The 19990-nt window shown below is 42.9% G+C and carries 19 protein-coding genes and 1 tRNA gene; 7 read left to right on the forward strand and 13 right to left on the reverse strand.

From position 1 onward, the window contains the following. Positions 1-6: 6 nt before the first annotated feature. The 12 genes from flgK to KO534_RS02080 all read right to left on the reverse strand — a co-directional run bounded on the left by flgK (position 7) and on the right by KO534_RS02080 (position 11647). Entirely contained in the window at positions 7-2163 is a 2157-nt protein-coding gene (gene flgK / locus KO534_RS02025) for a flagellar hook-associated protein FlgK (RefSeq protein WP_215926663.1), read from the reverse strand. Next, the gene (flgJ, locus tag KO534_RS02030) at positions 2160-3152 is read right to left on the reverse strand and encodes a flagellar assembly peptidoglycan hydrolase FlgJ (RefSeq protein ID WP_215926665.1); all 993 of its coding nucleotides are present in this window, start codon (positions 3150-3152) and stop codon (positions 2160-2162) included. The genes flgK and flgJ overlap by 4 nt, the downstream gene beginning before the upstream one ends. A 9-nt stretch (positions 3153-3161) precedes the next feature. Continuing rightward, complete coding sequence (locus KO534_RS02035; RefSeq protein WP_215926667.1) at positions 3162-4274, reverse strand: flagellar basal body P-ring protein FlgI; 1113 nt, start codon at positions 4272-4274, stop codon at positions 3162-3164. Between the two features lie 13 nt (positions 4275-4287). Continuing rightward, positions 4288-4986 (reverse strand): flagellar basal body L-ring protein FlgH, encoded by a 699-nt coding sequence (flgH, locus tag KO534_RS02040; protein ID WP_436836566.1) that lies wholly within the window; start codon positions 4984-4986, stop codon positions 4288-4290. Positions 4987-5002: 16 nt separating this feature from the next. After that, a complete protein-coding gene (flgG, locus tag KO534_RS02045) occupies positions 5003-5791 on the reverse strand; it encodes a flagellar basal-body rod protein FlgG (protein ID WP_215926671.1) in 789 nt (262 codons plus the stop codon). Positions 5792-5876: 85 nt separating this feature from the next. Beyond that, on the reverse strand, positions 5877-6620 hold the full coding sequence (locus KO534_RS02050) for a flagellar basal body rod protein FlgF (protein ID WP_215926673.1): 744 nt from the start codon (positions 6618-6620) through the stop codon (positions 5877-5879). A gap of 140 nt (positions 6621-6760) precedes the next feature. Continuing rightward, positions 6761-8155 carry a flagellar hook protein FlgE gene (flgE, locus tag KO534_RS02055; protein WP_215926675.1) on the reverse strand — a complete coding sequence of 465 codons (1395 nt, stop codon included), beginning with the start codon at positions 8153-8155 and terminating at the stop codon, positions 6761-6763. A 15-nt stretch (positions 8156-8170) separates the two neighbouring features. Then, positions 8171-8854, reverse strand: a complete 684-nt coding sequence (gene flgD / locus KO534_RS02060; RefSeq protein ID WP_215926677.1) for a flagellar hook assembly protein FlgD — start codon at positions 8852-8854, stop codon at positions 8171-8173. A 48-nt stretch (positions 8855-8902) separates the two neighbouring features. Then, positions 8903-9325, reverse strand: a complete 423-nt coding sequence (gene flgC / locus KO534_RS02065; RefSeq protein ID WP_215926679.1) for a flagellar basal body rod protein FlgC — start codon at positions 9323-9325, stop codon at positions 8903-8905. Continuing rightward, a complete protein-coding gene (gene flgB / locus KO534_RS02070) occupies positions 9325-9726 on the reverse strand; it encodes a flagellar basal body rod protein FlgB (RefSeq protein WP_215926681.1) in 402 nt (133 codons plus the stop codon). The genes flgC and flgB overlap by 1 nt, the downstream gene beginning before the upstream one ends. Before the next feature lie 84 nt (positions 9727-9810). Next, positions 9811-10644: a CheR family methyltransferase gene (locus KO534_RS02075; protein WP_215926683.1), complete on the reverse strand. Its 834-nt coding sequence runs from the start codon at positions 10642-10644 to the stop codon at positions 9811-9813. A 79-nt stretch (positions 10645-10723) separates the two neighbouring features. Continuing rightward, entirely contained in the window at positions 10724-11647 is a 924-nt protein-coding gene (locus KO534_RS02080) for a chemotaxis protein CheV (protein ID WP_215926685.1), read from the reverse strand. 229 nt (positions 11648-11876) lie between these two features. Here KO534_RS02080 and flgA point away from each other — a divergent pair, with 229 nt between their 5' ends. The 3 genes from flgA to flgN all read left to right on the forward strand — a co-directional run bounded on the left by flgA (position 11877) and on the right by flgN (position 13522). Next, complete coding sequence (flgA, locus tag KO534_RS02085) at positions 11877-12587, forward strand: flagellar basal body P-ring formation chaperone FlgA (RefSeq protein ID WP_215926687.1); 711 nt, start codon at positions 11877-11879, stop codon at positions 12585-12587. Positions 12588-12715: 128 nt separating this feature from the next. Continuing rightward, positions 12716-13051 (forward strand): flagellar biosynthesis anti-sigma factor FlgM, encoded by a 336-nt coding sequence (gene flgM, locus KO534_RS02090; RefSeq protein WP_215926689.1) that lies wholly within the window; start codon positions 12716-12718, stop codon positions 13049-13051. Positions 13052-13093: 42 nt separating this feature from the next. After that, positions 13094-13522 carry a flagellar export chaperone FlgN gene (gene flgN, locus KO534_RS02095; RefSeq protein ID WP_215926691.1) on the forward strand — a complete coding sequence of 143 codons (429 nt, stop codon included), beginning with the start codon at positions 13094-13096 and terminating at the stop codon, positions 13520-13522. Between the two features lie 124 nt (positions 13523-13646). Here the strand turns inward: flgN and KO534_RS02100 are convergent, their stop codons facing one another. After that, complete coding sequence (locus KO534_RS02100; RefSeq protein WP_215926693.1) at positions 13647-14138, reverse strand: LPP20 family lipoprotein; 492 nt, start codon at positions 14136-14138, stop codon at positions 13647-13649. A gap of 214 nt (positions 14139-14352) precedes the next feature. Between KO534_RS02100 and KO534_RS02105 the strand changes: the two genes are divergently transcribed. The 4 genes from KO534_RS02105 to KO534_RS02120 all read left to right on the forward strand — a co-directional run bounded on the left by KO534_RS02105 (position 14353) and on the right by KO534_RS02120 (position 19989). Beyond that, complete coding sequence (locus KO534_RS02105; RefSeq protein ID WP_252731905.1) at positions 14353-15510, forward strand: flagellar assembly protein FlgT; 1158 nt, start codon at positions 14353-14355, stop codon at positions 15508-15510. A gap of 59 nt (positions 15511-15569) precedes the next feature. After that, positions 15570-15644: transfer RNA gene (locus KO534_RS02110), tRNA-Arg, on the forward strand. Between the two features lie 414 nt (positions 15645-16058). Further along, complete coding sequence (locus KO534_RS02115) at positions 16059-18644, forward strand: DUF1592 domain-containing protein (protein ID WP_215926695.1); 2586 nt, start codon at positions 16059-16061, stop codon at positions 18642-18644. Beyond that, positions 18613-19989 carry a DUF1552 domain-containing protein gene (locus KO534_RS02120; protein WP_215926697.1) on the forward strand — a complete coding sequence of 459 codons (1377 nt, stop codon included), beginning with the start codon at positions 18613-18615 and terminating at the stop codon, positions 19987-19989. The genes KO534_RS02115 and KO534_RS02120 overlap by 32 nt, the downstream gene beginning before the upstream one ends. The last annotated feature ends 1 nt before the right edge of the window (position 19990 follow it).

Genomic DNA, 19990 nt, shown 5'->3' on the forward strand with positions numbered 1-19990 from the left:
CTTTAGTTAGCGGACAATAGCCAAAATCGTATCAAACAAATCTTGCGCAGTTCCGAGTAAACGCGCTGCCGCGGCATAAGTCTGCTGATACCTTACCAAATTTGCCGCCTCTTCATCGAGGCTCACACCTGATACTGATTGGAACCAATCACTGGATTGGGACTTAAGTGCATCTGCTGCTTGTAACGCAATATCGGCACTAGCCGCTTTCTGTCCTATATCACTGACAATATTCGCATAAGCTTCATGAAAAGTAGCAGACTGACCTGAACCACTGCTATTAACTTGCATGGTATTTTGGTTCTGTAAATCAGCCATTACCAACCCATTGCGATTGTCGTTTAGGCCATCAGTGTTATAGCCAATTGTGAACGAGTCACCCGCTCTAGGCACACCTTGTAGCGATAAATCATAGCCTGGGTAATCATCTAACGCACTAAAAGCCGCTGGCCACCCAGCCGAGCCTTCCGCCTGCGCCAATAAATTATTTAAGTCCGTGACCCCAGTTACTGTAGTAATTACATTACCACCACTGTCTCGCACTTCATATTCGTCATTGGCAGTAAAGAAAATTTCTGCAGGCGCTCCCACGCCACCCGCACCAGTTGGCGAGCTGCCGGGCCCATGAATGCCACCCGTACCGTCAAATGCTGATGCTGCGCTATTAGTAAAACTGTTGTCCACTAATGTATTAGTCACAGTACTCGATATAAGCTCAGCATCACCTAAATTACCAATATTGGTGTTTACCCGAATAGGTGAAGCCAACGCCAAATCTTCAGGACGAGTCATAACAACGTCAATTAAATCGGCTGTATTTTTAGTGGGTTGTATTAAAAACTGATCATCTACGGTATACCCCACGCCACTAGAAAACTCTAATTCCACACCGCCGAGCACTTGGGTGAAAGTACCTGATTGCGCCTCAACAGCAGTATAATTTTGAGTAATATCGTTACCGTTAATATCTTTAATGATTGAGCCATCGGCATTTAATGCCGATACTGTGATGTCTAAGGTTGGGGGCGCGCCAGCTGTCACATTGTTGATAGTTACCTGATAATCTGCAGTGGTCACTTCTCCCGAAGCACCCGCTGTGACACGTCCAGTGACTATACTTGCAGCATTCACGTTATCTGGATATTCCAATCCAGCAAAATTAGGAAGAGCGAAAATCTCACTCCCAAATTGTTGGTCTAAGTCCATGCCCTGACTGTTTTGAGTATTGACTGCATCTGTAATGGCTAAGGCTATCTGCCCTAATTCTCTGCGGCTAGTTTCTAATACTTCATCGCGATATCGTAATAACCCGCCAATGGTTCCACCAATTTCACTCTCTTTAATATTGAGCGTGGTTGGCTTGCCATTACTACTCAATTGAATTGACATATAGTTTTGGTCAGCGTCGTTATTAACCTCTAAAGCATTAAACGACCCGTCTTGTAAAACTAAGGATTCGCCTGATGTTAGATTGATCATTATCCGACCATCATTTCCAGAACTCTCGCGGGTTTCAATAGACACTAGACTGGCCAGTTCAAGTATCGCGTTGTCTCGTTGGTTTTTTAAGGTGCCAGGCTCATCATAAGGGTTATTAGCTTGATTGATGACTATGGCGTCATTCAAATCCGCTATGTTTTGTATGATCGAGTTCACATTATCTATATGCGCAGTGAGCTCTGCATTAAGCTCTTCTTCTTTGTCGCGCAAAAAGCCAGAAACAGTACCAATTTGGCCCATCATTGATTGCGCTTCACTCAAGACTAATTGTCTTCCAGCTAAGTTAGTGGGGTCATCCGTTGCCGTCTGTACAGCAGAAAAAAAGCGGCTCATGCTAGAAGATATTCGATTGGCTTCACTAGCAAATACATTATCGATAACCGAAGTTTTGTTGTAATAAGTTTCGGTGTCACTTTGTAGGGTTGTATCGCGGCGCAATTGATTTTGCGCAAAAACGTTCAACACCCGCTCTGTAGTTGAACGTCCTACTCCACCCGTTAACTGACTTTCGAAAGAAGTCCTTTCACGCACAAACCCATCGGTATTAACATTGGCGATATTATGGCCCGTAGTATTGAGCAATTGGTTACTGGCATTGACGCCACTTTTTGCAATGGAGAATAAGTCTGCGGTTCTGGTGGTTTTATTAGAGCTAGTAATCATTTGATGTTACCTGCTGCACCTGAAGTGCTAGTTTGTTCCGCCGAATAGCGTTTAAATTGTTCGCCCTCAAAAACTGAAATCACCTTATCGGCATAATCTGGATCAGTGGCATAGCCTGCTTTTTGCAATTCTGAAAAATACTCTTGCGGTGATTGAGTTTGTTTAACTGCCTCTTGGTATCTGCTATTTTGCTGCACAAAACTCACATAATCTTGCAGCGACTCGCCAAAGGAATCATACATTCTAAAAGGGGCTTTTTTGGTCGCTGCAACACCTTGTTCAAACTCGATAGTATCTACCATAGCGCGATCCCCCTGCCATCGACGGTCTGCCTTAATACCAAACAAATTATGTGAATTTTGTCCTGAGGTATTGTGGATCATATGTTTACCCCAACCTGTTTCAATCGCCGCTTGTGCCAACAAGGCTTTAGGATCGATACCCAATTGCTCAGCCGCTTGTTGTGCTGCGGGGTAAAGTTGCTCGATAAAGGATTGCGCATCCTCAAAAGCGGCGGTTTTAAATGATTGAAAGGTTTTAGGCGACGGTTCGCCCAGCACTTCATTTTGGGCGTTTTGCGTGCTGATAATAGTGTTGCGATTAATACTCGAAAGATTGCCATCATTACGCAAAGCACCAGCGGGCATATAGCCGTTATCAGTGTTTCCTAGTTGCTGTACAATAATTTCGGCTAGACCGATACTGCCGTTGCTCGCCAAATCACTAGCGATTTGTGTATCGTGCATATCGCGGTAAAATTTGACTTGTTCTGAGTTAAACGGGCTGTCTTTATCAGCCATTACATCCTGCGCCTTACGCATAGACTTAAGCATCATCTGCACAAAGATTGCTTCGAATTGTTTGGCGGCCTCATCTAAAGCATTACTGTCACCACTTTGAGCCGCACGGCGCAAATTATCCAAACCTTTAATATCATTGGCATTTCTAGATAATTCGAGGGGATCTTGCGTCGTCAGTGACTGATTCATTAGATATGCCTAAATCACAACGAGGTCGCCTTGTAAGGCTCCCGCTTCTCGTAACGCTTCTAATATTGCCATCAAATCCCCAGGCGCTGCCCCCACTTCATTTACCGCTCTAACTAACTCATCCAGGGTCACCCCAGGATTAAAACTAAACATACGGGTGTCGTCTAAATTCACGTCTACTATAGATTGCGTCGTAACCACAGTTTCCCCTTCTGCTAGTGCATTAGGTTGCGTAACAGTTTGGTTTTCTGCAATAGTGACAGTGAGTCCACCGTGAGTAATCGCCGCCGGTAAAAGCCGCACATCTTGGCCTATTACTATTGTGCCTGTACGACTGTTAATCACCACTCTTGCCGAGGCCTTAGCCGGTACAAATTCGAAGTTTTCTAAGGTAGCGAGAAACCCAACTCTTTGCCCTACATCTCTCGGAGCCGTAACCCGAACCGACGCAGCATCAATAGGAGTAGCAACAATATAACCTTTGTCAGGATCGGCCCCTAACCTGCGGTTAATGGTATCAGCCAATATCTTAGCTGTCGTGAAATCGGGGTATTTCAAATTTAAAGTCAAAAAGTCATTTTCCATAAAACCACTGGCTACGGCGCGCTCCACTATGGCACCATTTGCGATTCGACCTACAGTAGGGGTATTAACCACGATTTTAGAACCGTCACCACCTTGCGCGCCAAAACCACTGACCACTAGACTACCTTGTGCTATCGCATACACTTTGCCGTCTAAACCTTTTAGAAAGGTTTGTACTAATGTGCCGCCTTGCAAACTAGCAGCCTCACCAATAGACGACACTGTAACGTCTATAGTCTGACCGGGCTTAATAAAGGGAGGGAGATCAGCATGAACCGCTACAGCGGCCACATTCTTAATTTTAGGTTTGACACTGCTATCTAAACTGATCCCAAAATTTGAAAGCATCGTTCGAAAACTTTGTTCAGTAAAAGGACTCTGCTCCCCTGTACCCGGCAAGCCCACCACTAAGCCATAACCCACCAGCTGGTTACTTCTGACGCCTTGTACAGATGCCAAATCTTTGATTCTTTGCGCAAAAGTAACGGGCGACAGCATTAAACTGGTCACTATCACTAGGGATATAATTGACCTCATGTATTTCTCCACGTTAAAACGGCCAATACTCAGATGAGAAAAAGCCACTTAGCCAGCCTTCTTTTTGGGCGGTATCAAAACTACCGGTACCACTATATTGAATTCGAGCGTTAGCTATTTTGGTTGATTCAATCTCATTGGTTGGACTCACATCGGCCGGACGAACCACACCTGTTAAACGGATATATTCGTCGCCACTGTTCAAGGTCAACCATTTTTCTCCTCTAACCAACAAGTTCTGATTTGCCATCACCTGAACCACTGTCACAGAAATACTGCCAGATAAATTGTTACTTTGATTGGCAGTTGCATCACCTTCAAAATCATTAGTCGAATCAAGACCTAATTGGATGGACTCGTTGCCAATATTGAGAGCATTTCCTCCCAATCCTATTATTGGACTCACCTCAACCCCAGTCGCTTTTGAGGTACTGGTGCCTGCAGATTTAGTGGCTTGAGTATTTTCTTCTAGGTTAACCGTTATGATGTCACCTACTCGTCTTGCCTTAACATCAGCAAACAAGTTATTGGCCATATCAGCTTGAAAAATGGCGCCATCGTCGTTTACTTTTTGCTGTGGAATATCCGGCATAATTGGCGCATAAAAAGGATCATTAGGAAGAGGGTCTCGGTTAGCAGTAGACTGACAACCACTTAACACTAGTAAACCTAAACATAGAATTAACAAGTTGAGTATCTTCAATTGAATCATCATAGTTGCTCTCTCATTAAAGCTGCTGAATAACCTGACCTAACATTGAGTCAACGGCCGAAATAACTTTCGAGTTCATCTCATATAAACGCTGACTTTCAATCAAGTTGACCAGTTCCTCGGTTACATTCACATTAGATGTTTCGAGCGCACCTTGTACTATGGTGCCGATACCTTCTAGTCCAGGCACCCCTTCAATAGGTGCACCACTGACAGCGGTTTCAACATACAAATTTTGCCCTGCTGGCTGCAAACCAGTGGGATTGATAAAATCGGAAAGGTTAATTTGCCCAAGAACTTGAGGATCCGCTTGCCCTCTAACTGTGGCTGATACTTCACCGTCTTGAGAAATAGTTAATTGTTGTGCGTCTTCAGGCACAGTGATGGTAGGTTGTAATAAAAACCCAGCCCCTGGTGTCACAATTTGCCCTTGGTCATTTAAGGTGAATTGACCGTTTCTAGTGTACGCAGCACTGCCGTCTGGTTGTAAAATTTCAAAAAAACCTTTGCCTTGAACCATCATGTCCAAAGAGTTTTCGGTTGTGAGCATATTGCCCTGAGTGTGCGCTTTTTGTGTCGCAACCACTTTACTACCGGCACCTAACATCAAGCCAGAAGGCAACTCGGTGTCAGCTGAGGAACGACCTCCCGGTTGATTGATATTTTGATAGAGCAAATCTTCAAAAATAGCTCGGTCTTTTTTGAATCCTACTGTACTAGCATTTGCCAAGTTATTGGAAATAACGGATACGTCAGTTTGAGCGGCGTCTAAGCCTGTTTTACTTATCCACAATGCAGGATGCATAAATTGTCTCCTAAAAATTCGTTTGTTAGCCTATTTCGCCAACAGCCTTGATATTCGAACCCGCAAAATTTGCCTAAGAGTAGTCTTAGATAATGCGTAACAACGCATTGCCACGGGTATCAATTTCTTGAGCTTGTTTCATCATCTTGACTTGCATTTCATAATGACGTTGTAAATTGATCATATTGACCATTTCTTCCACCGGATTAACATTGCTGCCCTCAAGTACACCGGTGCGAACGTTAACCACTAAATCTTCTTGAGCTTGTTCTCCGCTTTTCAAGCGAAATAAACCGTCAGTCCCGCGCTCCATATCACGAACGTTTGGATTAACCAGCTTAAGTCTGCCCACTTCTTCCAACACAGTTTCGGGTGCGCCTTGAGGCCTAACTGAAAGCGTACCGTCGTTGGCTATATTGATATTCGATAAAGGAATAGGTAGAAATACCGGACCAAAATCCCCAACCACCGTATTACCGTGAGAATCTTTGAGCTCGCCGTTAGGACCTAACTCAAAACTTCCGTTACGGCTGTATGCTTCATTGCCTTGTGCATCTTGTACCGTAAACCAACCATCACCTTGTATCGCCAAGTCTAACTCTCGGCCAGTTTGGATCTGCGGACCACCTTCAAAATTATTAACGGCATTTTCTGTCATAGAAAACACCCGGGTAGGCAAACCTTCGCCGAAAGCGGGCATAGCTCGCGCTTGTTCAAGCTGTGCTCTAAACCCTGTGGTTTGCGCATTAGCTAGGTTATTGGCCCGCACTGAAGCACCGAGTAAGTCTTGCTTGGCGCCACTAGTGGCGATGTAAAGTAGTTTATCCATGACAGAAAATTGACTTTGTTGGATCTTAACTAGAATAACTGCAAGTAAGATGCCATCTAGATAAGAAAAAGGTATTCTGGGTAGATATAAAAAAGGCTGCTCGAAAGCAGCCTAATAAAGCTATAAATATCAGTTAGTTATTAACGAATATTAAGGACTGTTTGATTAAGTTGGTTATTCACTTCCAACGCTCTTGAGTTAGCTTGGAAGTTTCGCTGAGCAATGATCATATCGATAAGTTCAGTGGTTAAGTTTACGTTCGCTTGCTCTAAAGCTGATGAATTAATCTCACCAAATGTACCTGTAGTCGCCTCACCTGCAAGTGCTTCACCTGATAAAATACTTTCTTGCCACTGAGTACCACTTTGTTGGGTTAACCCTTGATCGTTAGCAAAACGAATCAGCGCCACTCGTACTATGGGCTCTGAAGTACCGTTAGAGTATGTGGCACGTACTAAGCCATCAGGACCAATTTCAATACCCGTTAATCTGCCTACCGGTAAACCATCTTGCTCTAGAGAGGTCACCTCAAAAGCAGAAGCAAACTGAGTGGGTTCGTTAGCCGTAGCATTCGCCGAGTCTAAGGTAAAGTTAGTAGTAATGGTTTGAGTGGGATCTGAACCATTTGCAAATATAGTTGCACCTATAGGTACAGATTGCAGATCACCGGTTAAGATCGAAGTACCATCAGCATTTTGAGTGGCTTGAAAATCACCACCATTACTAAAGATCATGCGATACCCCGACACACCACTACCTGCGCCCAAAGATGTCTCACCAACAACGTTTGGTCCTGTACCACCTGCGGCGCCTACACCTGGTGTATCCCCTTCAGTATCTAACGGATAATCATCTAAATAAGTTACCCCTACCCATTCATTACCAGTTGCTGACGCATCTTTCATAAAATAGTAAGTCATGACATGACTATCACCTAAGGTATCAAATACTGTTACCGAGGTAGCAGCGTTGTAGGTAAGAGGATCGTCAGGATTAAACAAGTCCAAATCAACCGGATCAGCACCGGCTGGTAAATTCATTTTTAGTGCCACTTCAGTAGTTTCTTGAGGTGCACCTGATGAATCAGGAATACGCACTGGCACTGTAGTACTTAAAGCAACAGATGAAGAGCTGCCGTCAGCATTGACCGGAAAACCTAACAAATTGTCACCGGCAGAGTTCACCACAAAGTTATCAGAATCCAACTTAAATTGACCAGCTCGAGTGAATGAAAAATCCCTTGAGTCAATTTCAGGAATAGTGCCGAAAAAACCATTACCAGTTATCGCTAAATCCAAAGCGTTGTTTGTAAACTGCAAACTACCCTGAGAAAATTGTTGTGCCACTTCTTGAGTGAGTACACCATCACCCACTTTAGTTTTGCCGCCGGCTAACAAAGATTGGGCGTATACGTCACCAAACTCTGCTCGCGACTCTTTAAAGCCGACTGTGTTAACGTTAGCGATGTTATTCGCTGTTGTATCTAAGTCTTTTTGTGCCGCCGATACGCCACTTAATGCTATGTTAAAAGACATATTTAATTTCTCCTGTTAACCGCCGATTTGAATAACATCATCAAGTGTGACACTGACTTCGCCATCCAAGTTTAGAATGATACCTTGACTACTTGCAGCCAGACTGACGCTGTCTACATGCCTATTGATTGCTGTGGGAAGTACCACTGATTCACCGTCTACATCACCTTGTGCTCGCACTACATAATTGCCAACTGGCAATGGGTTGCCACTTGAATCGGTTCCGTCCCAATTAAACTCAACATTGCCGGCTGCTTGCGTACCAACGTTAATGGTTTTAACCACTTCACCTATTTCATTTTCAATAGTGATTTCTAAGTCTCGTACACTTTGCTCCGCAATCACCACACCAGATACACCTTGCCCTTCGGACGATACATAACCAATATCACCTTGAAGCAATACCTGTTGTCCAATCAAACTAGAAGCCTGTAGTGCTTGGTTTGAGGTCATTGAAGTAGCAAAGTCACCAAACTGAGTATTGAGTTGCTGAATACCGTCAGCCATAGTAAAGCTGGTCATTTGGGCAACCATTTGATCGTTGTCTACTGGTTTTGTTGGATCTTGATTGGCTAGCTGTTCGGTCAATAACGAAAAGAAATCTTCTTGCGAAAGGGTCTGATTACTATTATCCGCGACTTCAGTAGTTTCAGGTTGCCAATAGAGTGAGCTATTTAACCCATTATTCACTGTATCCACGATTTTTCTCCTGACGTTTGCATGCTGCAAAGTAATATAGAGTTCATGTTATGACCCCTGACCAAGTCTTAATACGTTGCGGAAAATCCGTTTGGTTGTATCAGCAACTTGAACATTTGTCTCATAGGCTTTTGAAGCAGACATCATGTCGGCCATTTCCTCAACCACATTGACATTAGGTTTGTAGATATAGCCGTTTTCGTCAGACATAGGGTGACCTGGGCTATATTCAATTTGTAACGGTTTTGAACTTTCAACTACGCCCAAAACCTGAACTCTCGAACCAGGATTACTTTGCCCCGAGGCATGGTCTAGCTCTGCTGCAAATACTGCATGGCGTGCTTTATAGGTCTGGTCGTAACTGCTACTGACGCTGTTGGCATTGGCTACGTTACTAGCGGTAGTGTTCAAACGTACACTTTGTGCACTCATACCTGTACTAGCAATGTCCATTACGTTAAACAAACTCATTATTGCTGACCTCCACTTAGGGCCTTTTTCATACTTTTAATTTTGCCGTTGAGGAATTCCATGCCCGCTTGATAACGCAATCCGTTATCTAAAAATGTGTTTCTTTCAACTTGTACGTCGACAGTGTTGCCATCGCCGGTATCGGGTTGAGTTGAAACGCGGAATTGCAGATCACCAGTACCAAAGGATGTACCTTTTATGTGATTCTCATTGGTCCGAGTTAGCGTGTGGCCCCTAGATTGCTGGGCACTTTTCATCGCCTTTTGAAAGTCGATGTCTCTCGCTTTGTAGCCAGGGGTATTAGCATTGGCTAGATTTCCCGCTAGTACTTCCATACGATCGGTACGGATTTGTAGTGCCTGATGATGAAAACCCATCAATTTGTCTAGGTTAATGGCCATGTATTTCTCCTCTATTGAACGAAATAGAGCAAAGGCTGTGCCACTAGATAAAATTAATAATAAAAATCTGACTAAGGTAAGGTTTTATATAGGTTTTTTAACGTAATATAGGCCTGGACTACATCTCACCATATTAAATTTATCGGTTAAACCTGAGAGAGATTCAGAGGCGCCGAGGAATAATATGCCGTCGTCTTGCAGGCAGGCGGCAATCTTTTGCAGTATTTGTTTTTTCACATCAGCAGAAAAGTAAATCAGTACATTGCGGCAAAAAATGATGTCAAACTTTCCTAGAGAAGAATAACTGTCTAACAAGTTGAAAGACTTAAACTGAGTTAAGTCTGTAATCGAAGGTTTCAATTTCAACTTATTGTTATCTGCGGGGTCAAAAAAGTCGGTTTTAAACTTTGCAGGTAATCCACGAGAAATCGCCAATGGGTCGTATTCGGCGGTTCGACATCGTTGTAACATCTCTTCAGAAATATCAGTCCCGATAATTTCAATACCGGAGCGAAAACTATTAGCACGGTTTTTCTTATAATTTAAGATTGTCATGGCAATGGAATACGCTTCTTGGCCTGACGAACAAGCGGCACTCCACACTCTTAGCTTTCTATTTTGAGAAGAGAATAAACTCAGTAGAGGATTTTCAAGCAATTTAAACGGGTATTCATCACGAAACCACAAGGTCTCGTTAGTTGTCATGGCTTCAATCGCGGCGGTTTGATGCTGGCGATTGCCTTTTAGCACCGAATCAATCAAGGCATTGATAGTGCTACAGCCAAATTGCTTCAGTAAAGGTGTCAATCTACTGCGCACTAAATATTGTTTGTTCTCGCCTAAAACAATACCGCATGCTCGTTCCAAGAAATCACTAAAAGAAATATAATGCTGCTGATCAAACTCTATGTCACTCACTCAAAACTCTCTAACAGCATAAATTTAAATTCACTACATCCCTTGCAACTAATTCTATTCACAACTTGCGTAATATCTACTAGTCGTTTCCAAACCATTTTTTAACTGAGGTGGCCAGCTCATCGGGGTGAAACTTAGCAATAAAGTCATCCGCTCCAACTTTCTCAACCATTGCCTGATTAAACACACCACTGAGAGAAGTATGTAAAATAACATGCAAATTTTTTAACTCGGGAGTATTTCGAATTTCAGCTGTAAGTGTATAACCATCCATTTCTGGCATTTCAATATCCGATATCAGCACCCCGACCCTGTCGGTTACTTCACCCGTTTCAGCAGCAATTTCTTTTAGCCTTTGTAATGCTTCTAAACCATTTTTTGCCAATTCAATATTTAAGTCCAGCGCCGATAGCGCTTTCTTAATTTGGTTTCGAGCCACAGAGGAATCGTCAGCAATAAAGATGATCTTTTCTTGCTTATTTTCGACCTGTAAATTACTGGCTAAATCATCGCTTAGATCAGTATTAACAGGTGAAATTTCATTGAGAATTTTTTCAACATCTAAAATCTCGATGAGCTCGTCTTCCATTTGCGTAACAGCGGTTAAATAACTGGCTCGGCCACTGCCCTTTGGTGGAGGCATAATAGACTGCCAATTAGTATTGATGATGCGCTCAACTGACCCCACCAAGAACCCTTGAACCGAACTATTGTACTCAGCGATAATAATGAAGGCAGTGCTTAAGTCTTCAATTTTTCTACCACCCGTTGCCAAACTCATGTCAATCACAGAAATAGTCTGACCACGAATATGCGCAATACCTCTTACCAACTTATTTAGTTTAGGCATCGAAGTTAACGGTGGGCACTGCAATACTTCACGCACTTTAAACACGTTTATACCAAAACGTTGTCTTGAATTAAGTTTAAACAACAATAACTCTAATCTGTTTTCACCAACCAACTGCGTACGTTGATTAACTGAGTTCATAATTTCAGACATGTATAACTCCAATACGAAATAAAAGCGGCGTAACTTTTGCTTACTATGGTTTAAGTACGAATACGATGTAGTTAAATTGCGCAAAACCGCAACTAATTGACTATTAACGTCACTCATTAACTGAGCTTAGCAATAGTAACCGAAAGATTGTCTATTCGAGCGTCTAAATTTTGACGCCTTTGCTTTCGTTAATATGCCCTTAGCATAGACAACTTAACAACAAGTGAACATGAATAAATTATATTATTATCAAGCATTAGCCAGATTATTCGCAATAACGACTTGTTTATATACAGGTATAACGGCGGCAAACGAAAATAATTTAACGAAACAGCAATTAGCTAGCCAAGCAGAACAATTTGTTTTAAATCAACTTGATCCCAATAGTATCAAAACAATTGATGTAGCCGCTACACCAATTGATCCTCGAGTACAGGTTCCTGTTTGTCACTCTGCTTTAACCTTTTCTTCAACGCCAGAAGCGTTAAGTCAATCCAACGTAATGGTAAAAGCACAATGTAGTGACAGCAATTGGTATATTTTTATGGTGGTTAAGGCCACCGAGACCCAACCTGTTGTGGTGATATCGAGTACTGTCAGTCCAGGTACTTTGTTAACCACTGATAATATTCATGTCATTAACATGAACAAGAAAACCTTAAGAAGTAGTACGTTTGCCGATATTGAAGATGTAGTTGGCGCGAGAATTAAACGTCGAGTTACCGCAGGAAGACCTGTTAACCCCAACAACCTATGTTATGTGTGCAAAGGCGACAATGTCACAATTTCTGCAGGCAATACCAGTATGCTAGTTAAAACCAGTGGTGTGGCGCTTGAAGACGGCAGAATGGGTGAGACAATTCAGGTTAAAAATAGGCGTTCCAATAAGAAGATTTACGCTCGCGTAGCGGGAACAGGTAAAGTAGAAATAAACATCTAATGCGCTTATTCAACCGCCAGTTATACACTGCTATTGATTTAGTGCTGTTATTTGTTTTTTTTGCTAAAGTATCCGAGATCGTAGCCGATACATGTAATGAGGATAATTAAAGGGAGTGGGTATTCATTATGTCAATTAATAACATAAACAACGGTAGCCCAAAGGCACCGCTTGATAACCAAAAGCTTAGCCAGCAACAGCAGGCTTTGAATAACGGTAGTGCACAAAATACAAGTGCACAAAAATCGGCCACAGTTGCTGCTCGTGCAGATTCGGTGTCTTTGACATCATCAGCACAACAATTAAATCAGGTGCAGAAAAAAGGAACGGAAGCACCAGTCAACCAAGAAAAGGTTGATAAATTGAAAAAAGCGATTCAACGTGGCGAATATCAAATCAACCCTGAGGCCTTAGCTCAAAAGATTTCAGCCTTAGAAACAGAAATATTTGGTACTAAAGCATAAAGACAGCATAATGGAGGCTGTCTTTAATTATGATTAAAATTTATGTCTGAATTAAAAAAAGCAATAACAAGTCAACATACATTATTAATAGAACTACAACAGATTCTTGAAACTGAACTTCACCTCATCAGTAGCAGAGATGCTGAATCCCTCATCAGCATGTTAAAAACCAAAGAAGCCTTACTTGACTCAGTGCAACAACAAGACACTGTTATCGCCGACTTGTATGGGAAAGCCACCCAAGATCAAAAAGACGACGAAGAAATAGTTGGGTTATTTAATCAAGCCAAAGAAATGGTTAATCAGTGTAAGTTTCGCACTCAAATTAATCAGACCGCAGTAGAACAAGGCCAATTGCGACTTGAGCACCTACGTAATCTGTTATTAGAATCTCGAGCAAAAGAATCAATGACTTACGATAAAAGTGGACGTACTCGAGGTAACAAAAGCGGCGGCGGCACCAGCGTTTAAGCGAGTCGCCAACAAAAGCTAAACGTGTTCAACCACATTGAATTCCTAGAAAAAACGCCAACCATAATCGATGTCTAAAAGCCCATCGCTACAAGGCGTTTCTACTATTTCTAATACAAACCATCTAGTAATAGTGGACTTTTTTAACCCGCTTAGGACGCGCCGTAGATAGGTAAATATCGTTGACTAACTTAAAGTCTAGCTCTAGCTCAGTGGCGTATGTGTCATTGCCAACAGGATAACTTTTCACCACTTTGGCACCTCTTATTACACCTTGAACAGAACTATTTAAATGGGTATTTTCGATAACTAAGCTCGCCAGCGATTGACCACCTTCTACCTTTTGCCCGTATACTTGTTCAGTGAGTTCTCGGTATGCATCTAACTTTGACGCTTTCAGTGCCATCAACATTTTACTGGACTCACTGGCTCCTTTTTGCACTGAAATAGGTGCATAACCAATGGCCAAAATAACGGGGTAGGACTTGGGAGCAACGGTTTCCCATTCAACATGTTTATCAAAAACACTGGTACACCCCATTAAAAAGAAACCAAGTACAGCGGTTAAAACTAAATATCGACTGTTTGATTTGTTAACCTTTAGTCTATTGCCCATATTCCTAACACCCTGCTGATCATTGTATCAATGTGATTTTAATAGTTATCGTAAAGCAATAACCGTACCTAAAAACCACACTGCTATAACAAAGTCCATTATAGGTACGATTTGTGCTTACTTAGCCATACGAAGGTAAAGAATGAAAAATCAGTCTGAAATTTGACGGTGTCTTATCCCAAGAATCACTTTACTCAGATTTAGAAGGTAATTTATGCAGCTTGTAAGATTAATACAAATAGGTGCCGCGTTGATGTTTATTGTCAACTGCTTCCCAGCTAAGGCGGTGTGGTTTGAGGCTACAGGACAAGCCGTTATTCACAATGGTGAAAAAGAAGCCGCACGACAACAGGCCACCCAGGAAGCCGTGAAGCAGGCGTTATTGTTTTCTGGCGCCTCTGTGAAAAGTATTCAATCTTTAGTCAACGGTTTGCTAGAAGACGACCGATTCGAAATACGTGCTTCAGGTGAAGTAAACAACATTGAATTGATAGACGAAATTTACCACGACGACTACGTTACCGTATCCATAAGAGCCGATATCTTTCCACAAGAAGCTTTATGCTCTGCATCAGATTACAAAAAAAATATTGTAACCACTTGGTACAACATCAATAAACGGCAACAAGCTGCCGTAGGCAACCTTTACGACTTCGGCAAAGTGTTAGCAGAGAAAATTCAAGAAGAAGCTCAAAATCATGCTAGACATGCCTTGATTCACCGCGTCGAACCTTATTATTTAACAACGCCAATCAAACAGCAAAAAGCCACAGCCTATAGCCTAGCGAAAAAAACCAATGCCCAATACGTACTATTTGGTGAAATTATCGAATTTGGATTAGAAACCACTCGAACTTCTGGATTTGCGTTTTGGGATAAAAATCAAAATAGTCGCAACCTAACTTTGCAATTATCAATGTTAGACGGCAACTCTGGCGAAACGGTATTCCAAGATACCCAAAATATCTCAGCTCAATGGGACTTTGATCTTCACACCTCTATCAACAGCAACAGCCATCAACTATGGGACTCAAACTTTGGGATCGCCACTAAAAAGATCATCCAAACTATGGTGGAATCAATAGACGAATCAGTAAGTTGTTTAGCGGCATTTGGACGGGTACTTAAGGTAACAGGTGAAAGTCTAAGTATTAACATTGGCAAACTCAATGGCGTTAAACAAGGCGACAAATTAACCTTGTTCCAAATGAATCAATTTTTTGATACCCAAAACCTGCCCCACAGGCAATTCCAATTGCACCCTGAAGAAGTCATCGTACGACAAGTGTTTGCCGAAACAGCCATAGTCGAATCAATATCAGGCGCACCGCTGGCTAATATTCAGCCAAACGACTTTGTATCACGCCGATAAAAACACGAGAAGCTTTAAATCCCAACTTAGCTAGTACATAATGCTCGGCGCTAAACTCAGTCCCTGTAGTTTAATGGATAAAACAAGGCCCTCCTAAGGCTTAGATCTTGGTTCGATTCCAGGTGGGGACGCCATCTCACTTATTCTGCGTGTAAATCAATTGTTCTCATGGCATTGCCACACACTTTTTATGTCTGTTGATACACATGTGTTACACAGATTTTTTTGCGAAGCTAAACTTGCTGGTGCGGTATTAAAACCTAAATTTTGAAAAGCTCGACTTAAGCTAAGTATTGATGAGCAAAGATATTTCTGAATATTCTTATCAAGTTTCACCTTCAGTTTTCGCTCGTTATCGTTAACCAACTATTTATCAATTGTTAACTAACCGAATATCAAATTATATTAATAAACTCTAAGTATTCTAGTAACTTACATAAATTTAACGCCTGACCAGTTGGACCACTTTTGGCATGCTAGTTGCTCCTACCTAATACATACTCGCTAATCGTATTAATAATACCCTCAATTGCTCAAAGAGAGTGCAAATGTCCATTTTTATACCCGTCAATCGGCTCAACCAAGGTGCAATTGCTGGATTATACGCACGGGCTGGCCTATCTCGTACTTGCTTATGTATCTTGCTGTGGTTATGCGTACTTGCTCATAGCCTTACTTCTTTTGCGCAAACACAAACCCAAGAGTTTTTACTAAACAACGCAGCCGAGGTCATTGATGGTCGCTGTGAAAAGTGCCATAACGACTATATTTTTGATGGTAATTGGTCTGTTGAAGATGTTGACGTGAGTGATGTCTCACTTGGCAAAAATCAAAAGATTTGGGAGGCCATGTTAAAGTCCGTATCAATGGGCGACATGCCACCAGCCGATAAAAAACAACTAACCCCAGAGCAAAAAGCGTCATTTTTGTATTGGCTAGAAACCTCTTTAGATAGCTACAGCCAGCATAACCCCAACCCTGGTCGCGCCACTATTCGACGCTTAAATCGCAGTGAGTACGCGAACTCTGTACGAGATTTACTTGAGCTTGATGTTGATATTAGCCAGTCTTTGCCCGGTGATGACTCAGGTTACGGCTTCGACAACAACGCCGATGTATTGGGCGTATCTACCACACTGTTAGAGCGATACTTATCAATTTCGGGCAAACTCAGCAAGCTTGCCACAGGACTGGCTGGTGTTGCTGCCAGTAAATCAAGTTATGTGGTGCCCAAAGATGGGCCAGTTAAAAATAGCGGAGTGCCTTCTTTTGATCTGCGAATGAGTGACCAGTTACCTTTAGATTCTCGAGGTGGCGGTAGTTTTGAGTTTTACGCACCAGTCAACGGAGTCTATGAAATTGCAGGCTTTATTAACGCAAACACCAACAACGAAGTAGATCGCTTAGACATTCATCGTCACAGCTATCAATTAAAAATAGCGGCCGGAAGTCACAATATTGGTATGAGCTTTCGTAAACGATTAGCCCTATCCGAACACGTGCCTACAGTACGCAAAGGGACAAGTTATGTAGTATTGCCTGACCGCGAGCCAAGCGCCTTAGATCTTGATTTTATTATTGATGGCGCCCGTGTACACACTAAAAAAGTGCCCTCGTACCATATGTCTTCACGGTTTTCCCAAGCCGCTTTTTTACGAGACGTACTAGAGATAGAAGTAATAGGCCCACTGGCAACAGACAACACAACCAACAATGGCTCTCAGTTAGAAGCAAGCTCTAGTCGCAGCGCCGAGCCTTATAACAACCAAACAGCCAGTTTCCGTAAGGTTTTTGTATGTATAGCAAACAATAAAGAGTCTTTAGCGCCAACTACAAAAATTCCTCAAGCAGAGCTAGATTGTGCATCTAAAATCATCTCTAACCTTGCAACCCAAGCATACAGACGCCCCACCACAGACGCAGACATTCAGCCCTTGCTCCAAGTATTTACACAAGCCAGAGCCGATTTAGCCTTTAAAGGCAGTATTGCCACAAGCATACAAGCCTTATTGGTTGCCCCAAACTTTTTGTATATTCAAGAGCCTACTCCTGCAAATACCCCAGAGGGTAGCATCTACCAAATTAACGATTACCAGTTTGCAACGCGACTTGCGTTATTTTTATGGAGCAGCTTACCCGACAAAGAACTCACCGCCCTTGCGGCCAAAGGTACTTTGCGCGAGCCTGAGGTGTTAAGCCAGCAAATTAAACGCATGCTTCGCTCAGATAAAGCACAAGCACTGACCGATAATTTTGCCGGGCAGTGGCTGTATTTACGTAACCTGCCCCACCATTTTCCAGACGTATTTGAATTTCCACAATTCAATATTCCTCTTAGGCAATCCATTCAGCGCGAAACCGAATTGTTTTTTACTCGAATATTAAAAGACAATATCCCCATTTTTGAGTTTCTGAATGCTGACTACAGCTATATTAATGAACAGCTGGCTAATCACTATGGCATTGAGGGCGTAAAAGGTAATGCCTTTCGAAAAGTGTCCTTAGCTCAAAACCCCAACCGAGGCGGCTTGTTAGGTCACGCCAGTATTTTAACCCTTACATCTAACCCAAACCATACCTCGCCAGTTAAACGAGGCAAATGGATACTCGACAACCTGCTAGCAGCGAGCCCGCCTCCGCCACCACCAGACGTACCCGCCTTAATCGCAGAGCACGACGGTTTAGCCTTGTCGGCTAGAGAACAACTCGCTAGGCACAGGGCCGATCCGGTTTGTGCTGCATGCCACGTGCGCATGGATCCTCTGGGCTTAGCCTTAGAAAAATACGATGCCGTTGGTGCATTTCGAACCACCTACGCCGAGCAAGAAATTGATGCCTCAGCACAAATGCCCGACGGCAGCCAATTTGAAGGATTAAATGGATTACAAGGCGTTTTATGGGATAGAAGAGAACGCTTTGCTATGGCCTTTACAGACCGCTTGCTGACCTATGCCCTAGGCCGAGGTTTAGAGCCCTACGATCAACCCACTATTCGAAAAATAACCAAACAGGCCAGCGCCCAAGATTACCGTATTCACGCAATTATCGAAGCTGTTGTTAGCAGCACTCCGTTTAACTACAAAAAAGCTCCCGAGGCTAACAATGAAAACCAGCAAATCGTTAAAACATACTAATACTCGTGCCAGCAACAATATGGGCGGCCCTTCACGGCGCATGTTTTTAAAAGGCTTAGGGGCAGCTGTGGCACTGCCCGCGATGGAATCATTGTTACCTAATGCAATGGCTAAAACCCTTGAACAACGCCCCAAACGAATGACGGTATTTTACTCGCCCAACGGCATTCGAATGCAAAAGTACACCCCTAGCATAGTGGGTAAAAACTTTGAAACAACACCCATCTTAAAACCTCTTGAAAAAATGCGCGACAAATACTCGATAATCTCAGGGTTGGCTCATTATCAAGCCAGTGCTTTTGGCGATCCACCCGCAGGGCATGGACGTAGTTGCCCGGCATTTTTAACCGGTGCCCATGCCAAAGCCACCGAAGGCGCCGACATTTACTGTGGCATATCTGCCGATCAAGTAGCAGCCAAATACTTTGCTAAAGACACACAACTTGGCTCATTAGAGTTAGGCATAGAGCCACCCAGCTTGCTAGGTAGTTGTGATATTAGCTATAGCTGTACTTACACCAATACCATCTCTTGGAAAAGCCCAACCCAGCCCTTACCGGCCATGGTGACCCCAAGTGATGTGTTTGAACACTTATTTGGAGATGGCAATAAAATAGACGAAACTACCCGTCAAATGCGACTGGCACACAAATCTAGCATTCTCGACTTTATCAATCACGAAGCAAAACGCTTAAACCAAAAGTTAGGCATGAATGATCGACATAAAATGGAGCAATATCTTGAGTCTATCCGCGATGTCGAGCGCCGAATAACCAAAGCTCAAGCTACCACCATAGAAATGAATTTAGAGGGGTTTACGGTTCCCGCCAATATTCCTGCTGATTACCAAGAACACGTTAAAATCATGTTAGATCTGCAAATGTTAGCCCTACAAACCGACATGACCCGAGTCAGCACCTTTATGCTCGGACGAGAGCTAAGTAACCACGCTTACAACAATTTAGGGATCCCCGACGGTCACCACGCCCTTAGCCATCACGCCAATATTCCCGACAAAATAGACAAGCTAGTTAAAGTGAATACTTACCACATGCAGCTATTTGCCGACTACCTAGAAAAAATGGCGAGTATTCCTGACGGCGATTCTAATTTGCTCGAAAATACCTTTGTAGTCCGCGGCGCCTGTATTGGAGAGTCTAACGATCACGACCACATGGACTTACCCATCATCCTCGCCGGCGGCGGACTAGAAGGTAATAGGCATATCGCCGCTAAAAAACATACTCCCATGTGTAACTTGCTACTTTCTGTTTTGCAGCAAATGGGCGTACCCGCAAAAAGCTTTGGCGATAGCTCCGAGCCCTTAGCTGGCTTAATAGCCTAAG

The organism is Paraglaciecola arctica (assembly GCF_018861065.1).
Lineage (GTDB): Bacteria > Pseudomonadota > Gammaproteobacteria > Enterobacterales > Alteromonadaceae > Paraglaciecola > Paraglaciecola arctica_B.

What these genes read in the sequence shown, in the direction of transcription:
- flgM (WP_215926689.1), top strand. Translation starts at nt 12,716, where the DNA reads ATGTCAATTAATAACATAAACAACGGTAGCCCAAAGGCACCGCTTGAT.
- KO534_RS02115 (WP_215926695.1), top strand. Translation starts at nt 16,059, where the DNA reads ATGTCCATTTTTATACCCGTCAATCGGCTCAACCAAGGTGCAATTGCT.
- KO534_RS02035 (WP_215926667.1), bottom strand. Translation starts at nt 4,274, where the DNA reads ATGAGGTCAATTATATCCCTAGTGATAGTGACCAGTTTAATGCTGTCG.
- flgE (WP_215926675.1), bottom strand. Translation starts at nt 8,155, where the DNA reads ATGTCTTTTAACATAGCATTAAGTGGCGTATCGGCGGCACAAAAAGAC.
- flgK (WP_215926663.1), bottom strand. Translation starts at nt 2,163, where the DNA reads ATGATTACTAGCTCTAATAAAACCACCAGAACCGCAGACTTATTCTCC.
- flgG (WP_215926671.1), bottom strand. Translation starts at nt 5,791, where the DNA reads ATGCATCCTGCATTGTGGATAAGTAAAACAGGCTTAGACGCCGCTCAA.
- KO534_RS02105 (WP_252731905.1), top strand. Translation starts at nt 14,353, where the DNA reads ATGCAGCTTGTAAGATTAATACAAATAGGTGCCGCGTTGATGTTTATT.
- KO534_RS02080 (WP_215926685.1), bottom strand. Translation starts at nt 11,647, where the DNA reads ATGTCTGAAATTATGAACTCAGTTAATCAACGTACGCAGTTGGTTGGT.
- KO534_RS02100 (WP_215926693.1), bottom strand. Translation starts at nt 14,138, where the DNA reads ATGGGCAATAGACTAAAGGTTAACAAATCAAACAGTCGATATTTAGTT.
- flgB (WP_215926681.1), bottom strand. Translation starts at nt 9,726, where the DNA reads ATGGCCATTAACCTAGACAAATTGATGGGTTTTCATCATCAGGCACTA.
- flgA (WP_215926687.1), top strand. Translation starts at nt 11,877, where the DNA reads ATGAATAAATTATATTATTATCAAGCATTAGCCAGATTATTCGCAATA.
- flgH (WP_436836566.1), bottom strand. Translation starts at nt 4,986, where the DNA reads ATGATTCAATTGAAGATACTCAACTTGTTAATTCTATGTTTAGGTTTA.
- flgN (WP_215926691.1), top strand. Translation starts at nt 13,094, where the DNA reads ATGTCTGAATTAAAAAAAGCAATAACAAGTCAACATACATTATTAATA.
- flgJ (WP_215926665.1), bottom strand. Translation starts at nt 3,152, where the DNA reads ATGAATCAGTCACTGACGACGCAAGATCCCCTCGAATTATCTAGAAAT.
- flgC (WP_215926679.1), bottom strand. Translation starts at nt 9,325, where the DNA reads ATGAGTTTGTTTAACGTAATGGACATTGCTAGTACAGGTATGAGTGCA.
- KO534_RS02120 (WP_215926697.1), top strand. Translation starts at nt 18,613, where the DNA reads ATGAAAACCAGCAAATCGTTAAAACATACTAATACTCGTGCCAGCAAC.
- KO534_RS02050 (WP_215926673.1), bottom strand. Translation starts at nt 6,620, where the DNA reads ATGGATAAACTACTTTACATCGCCACTAGTGGCGCCAAGCAAGACTTA.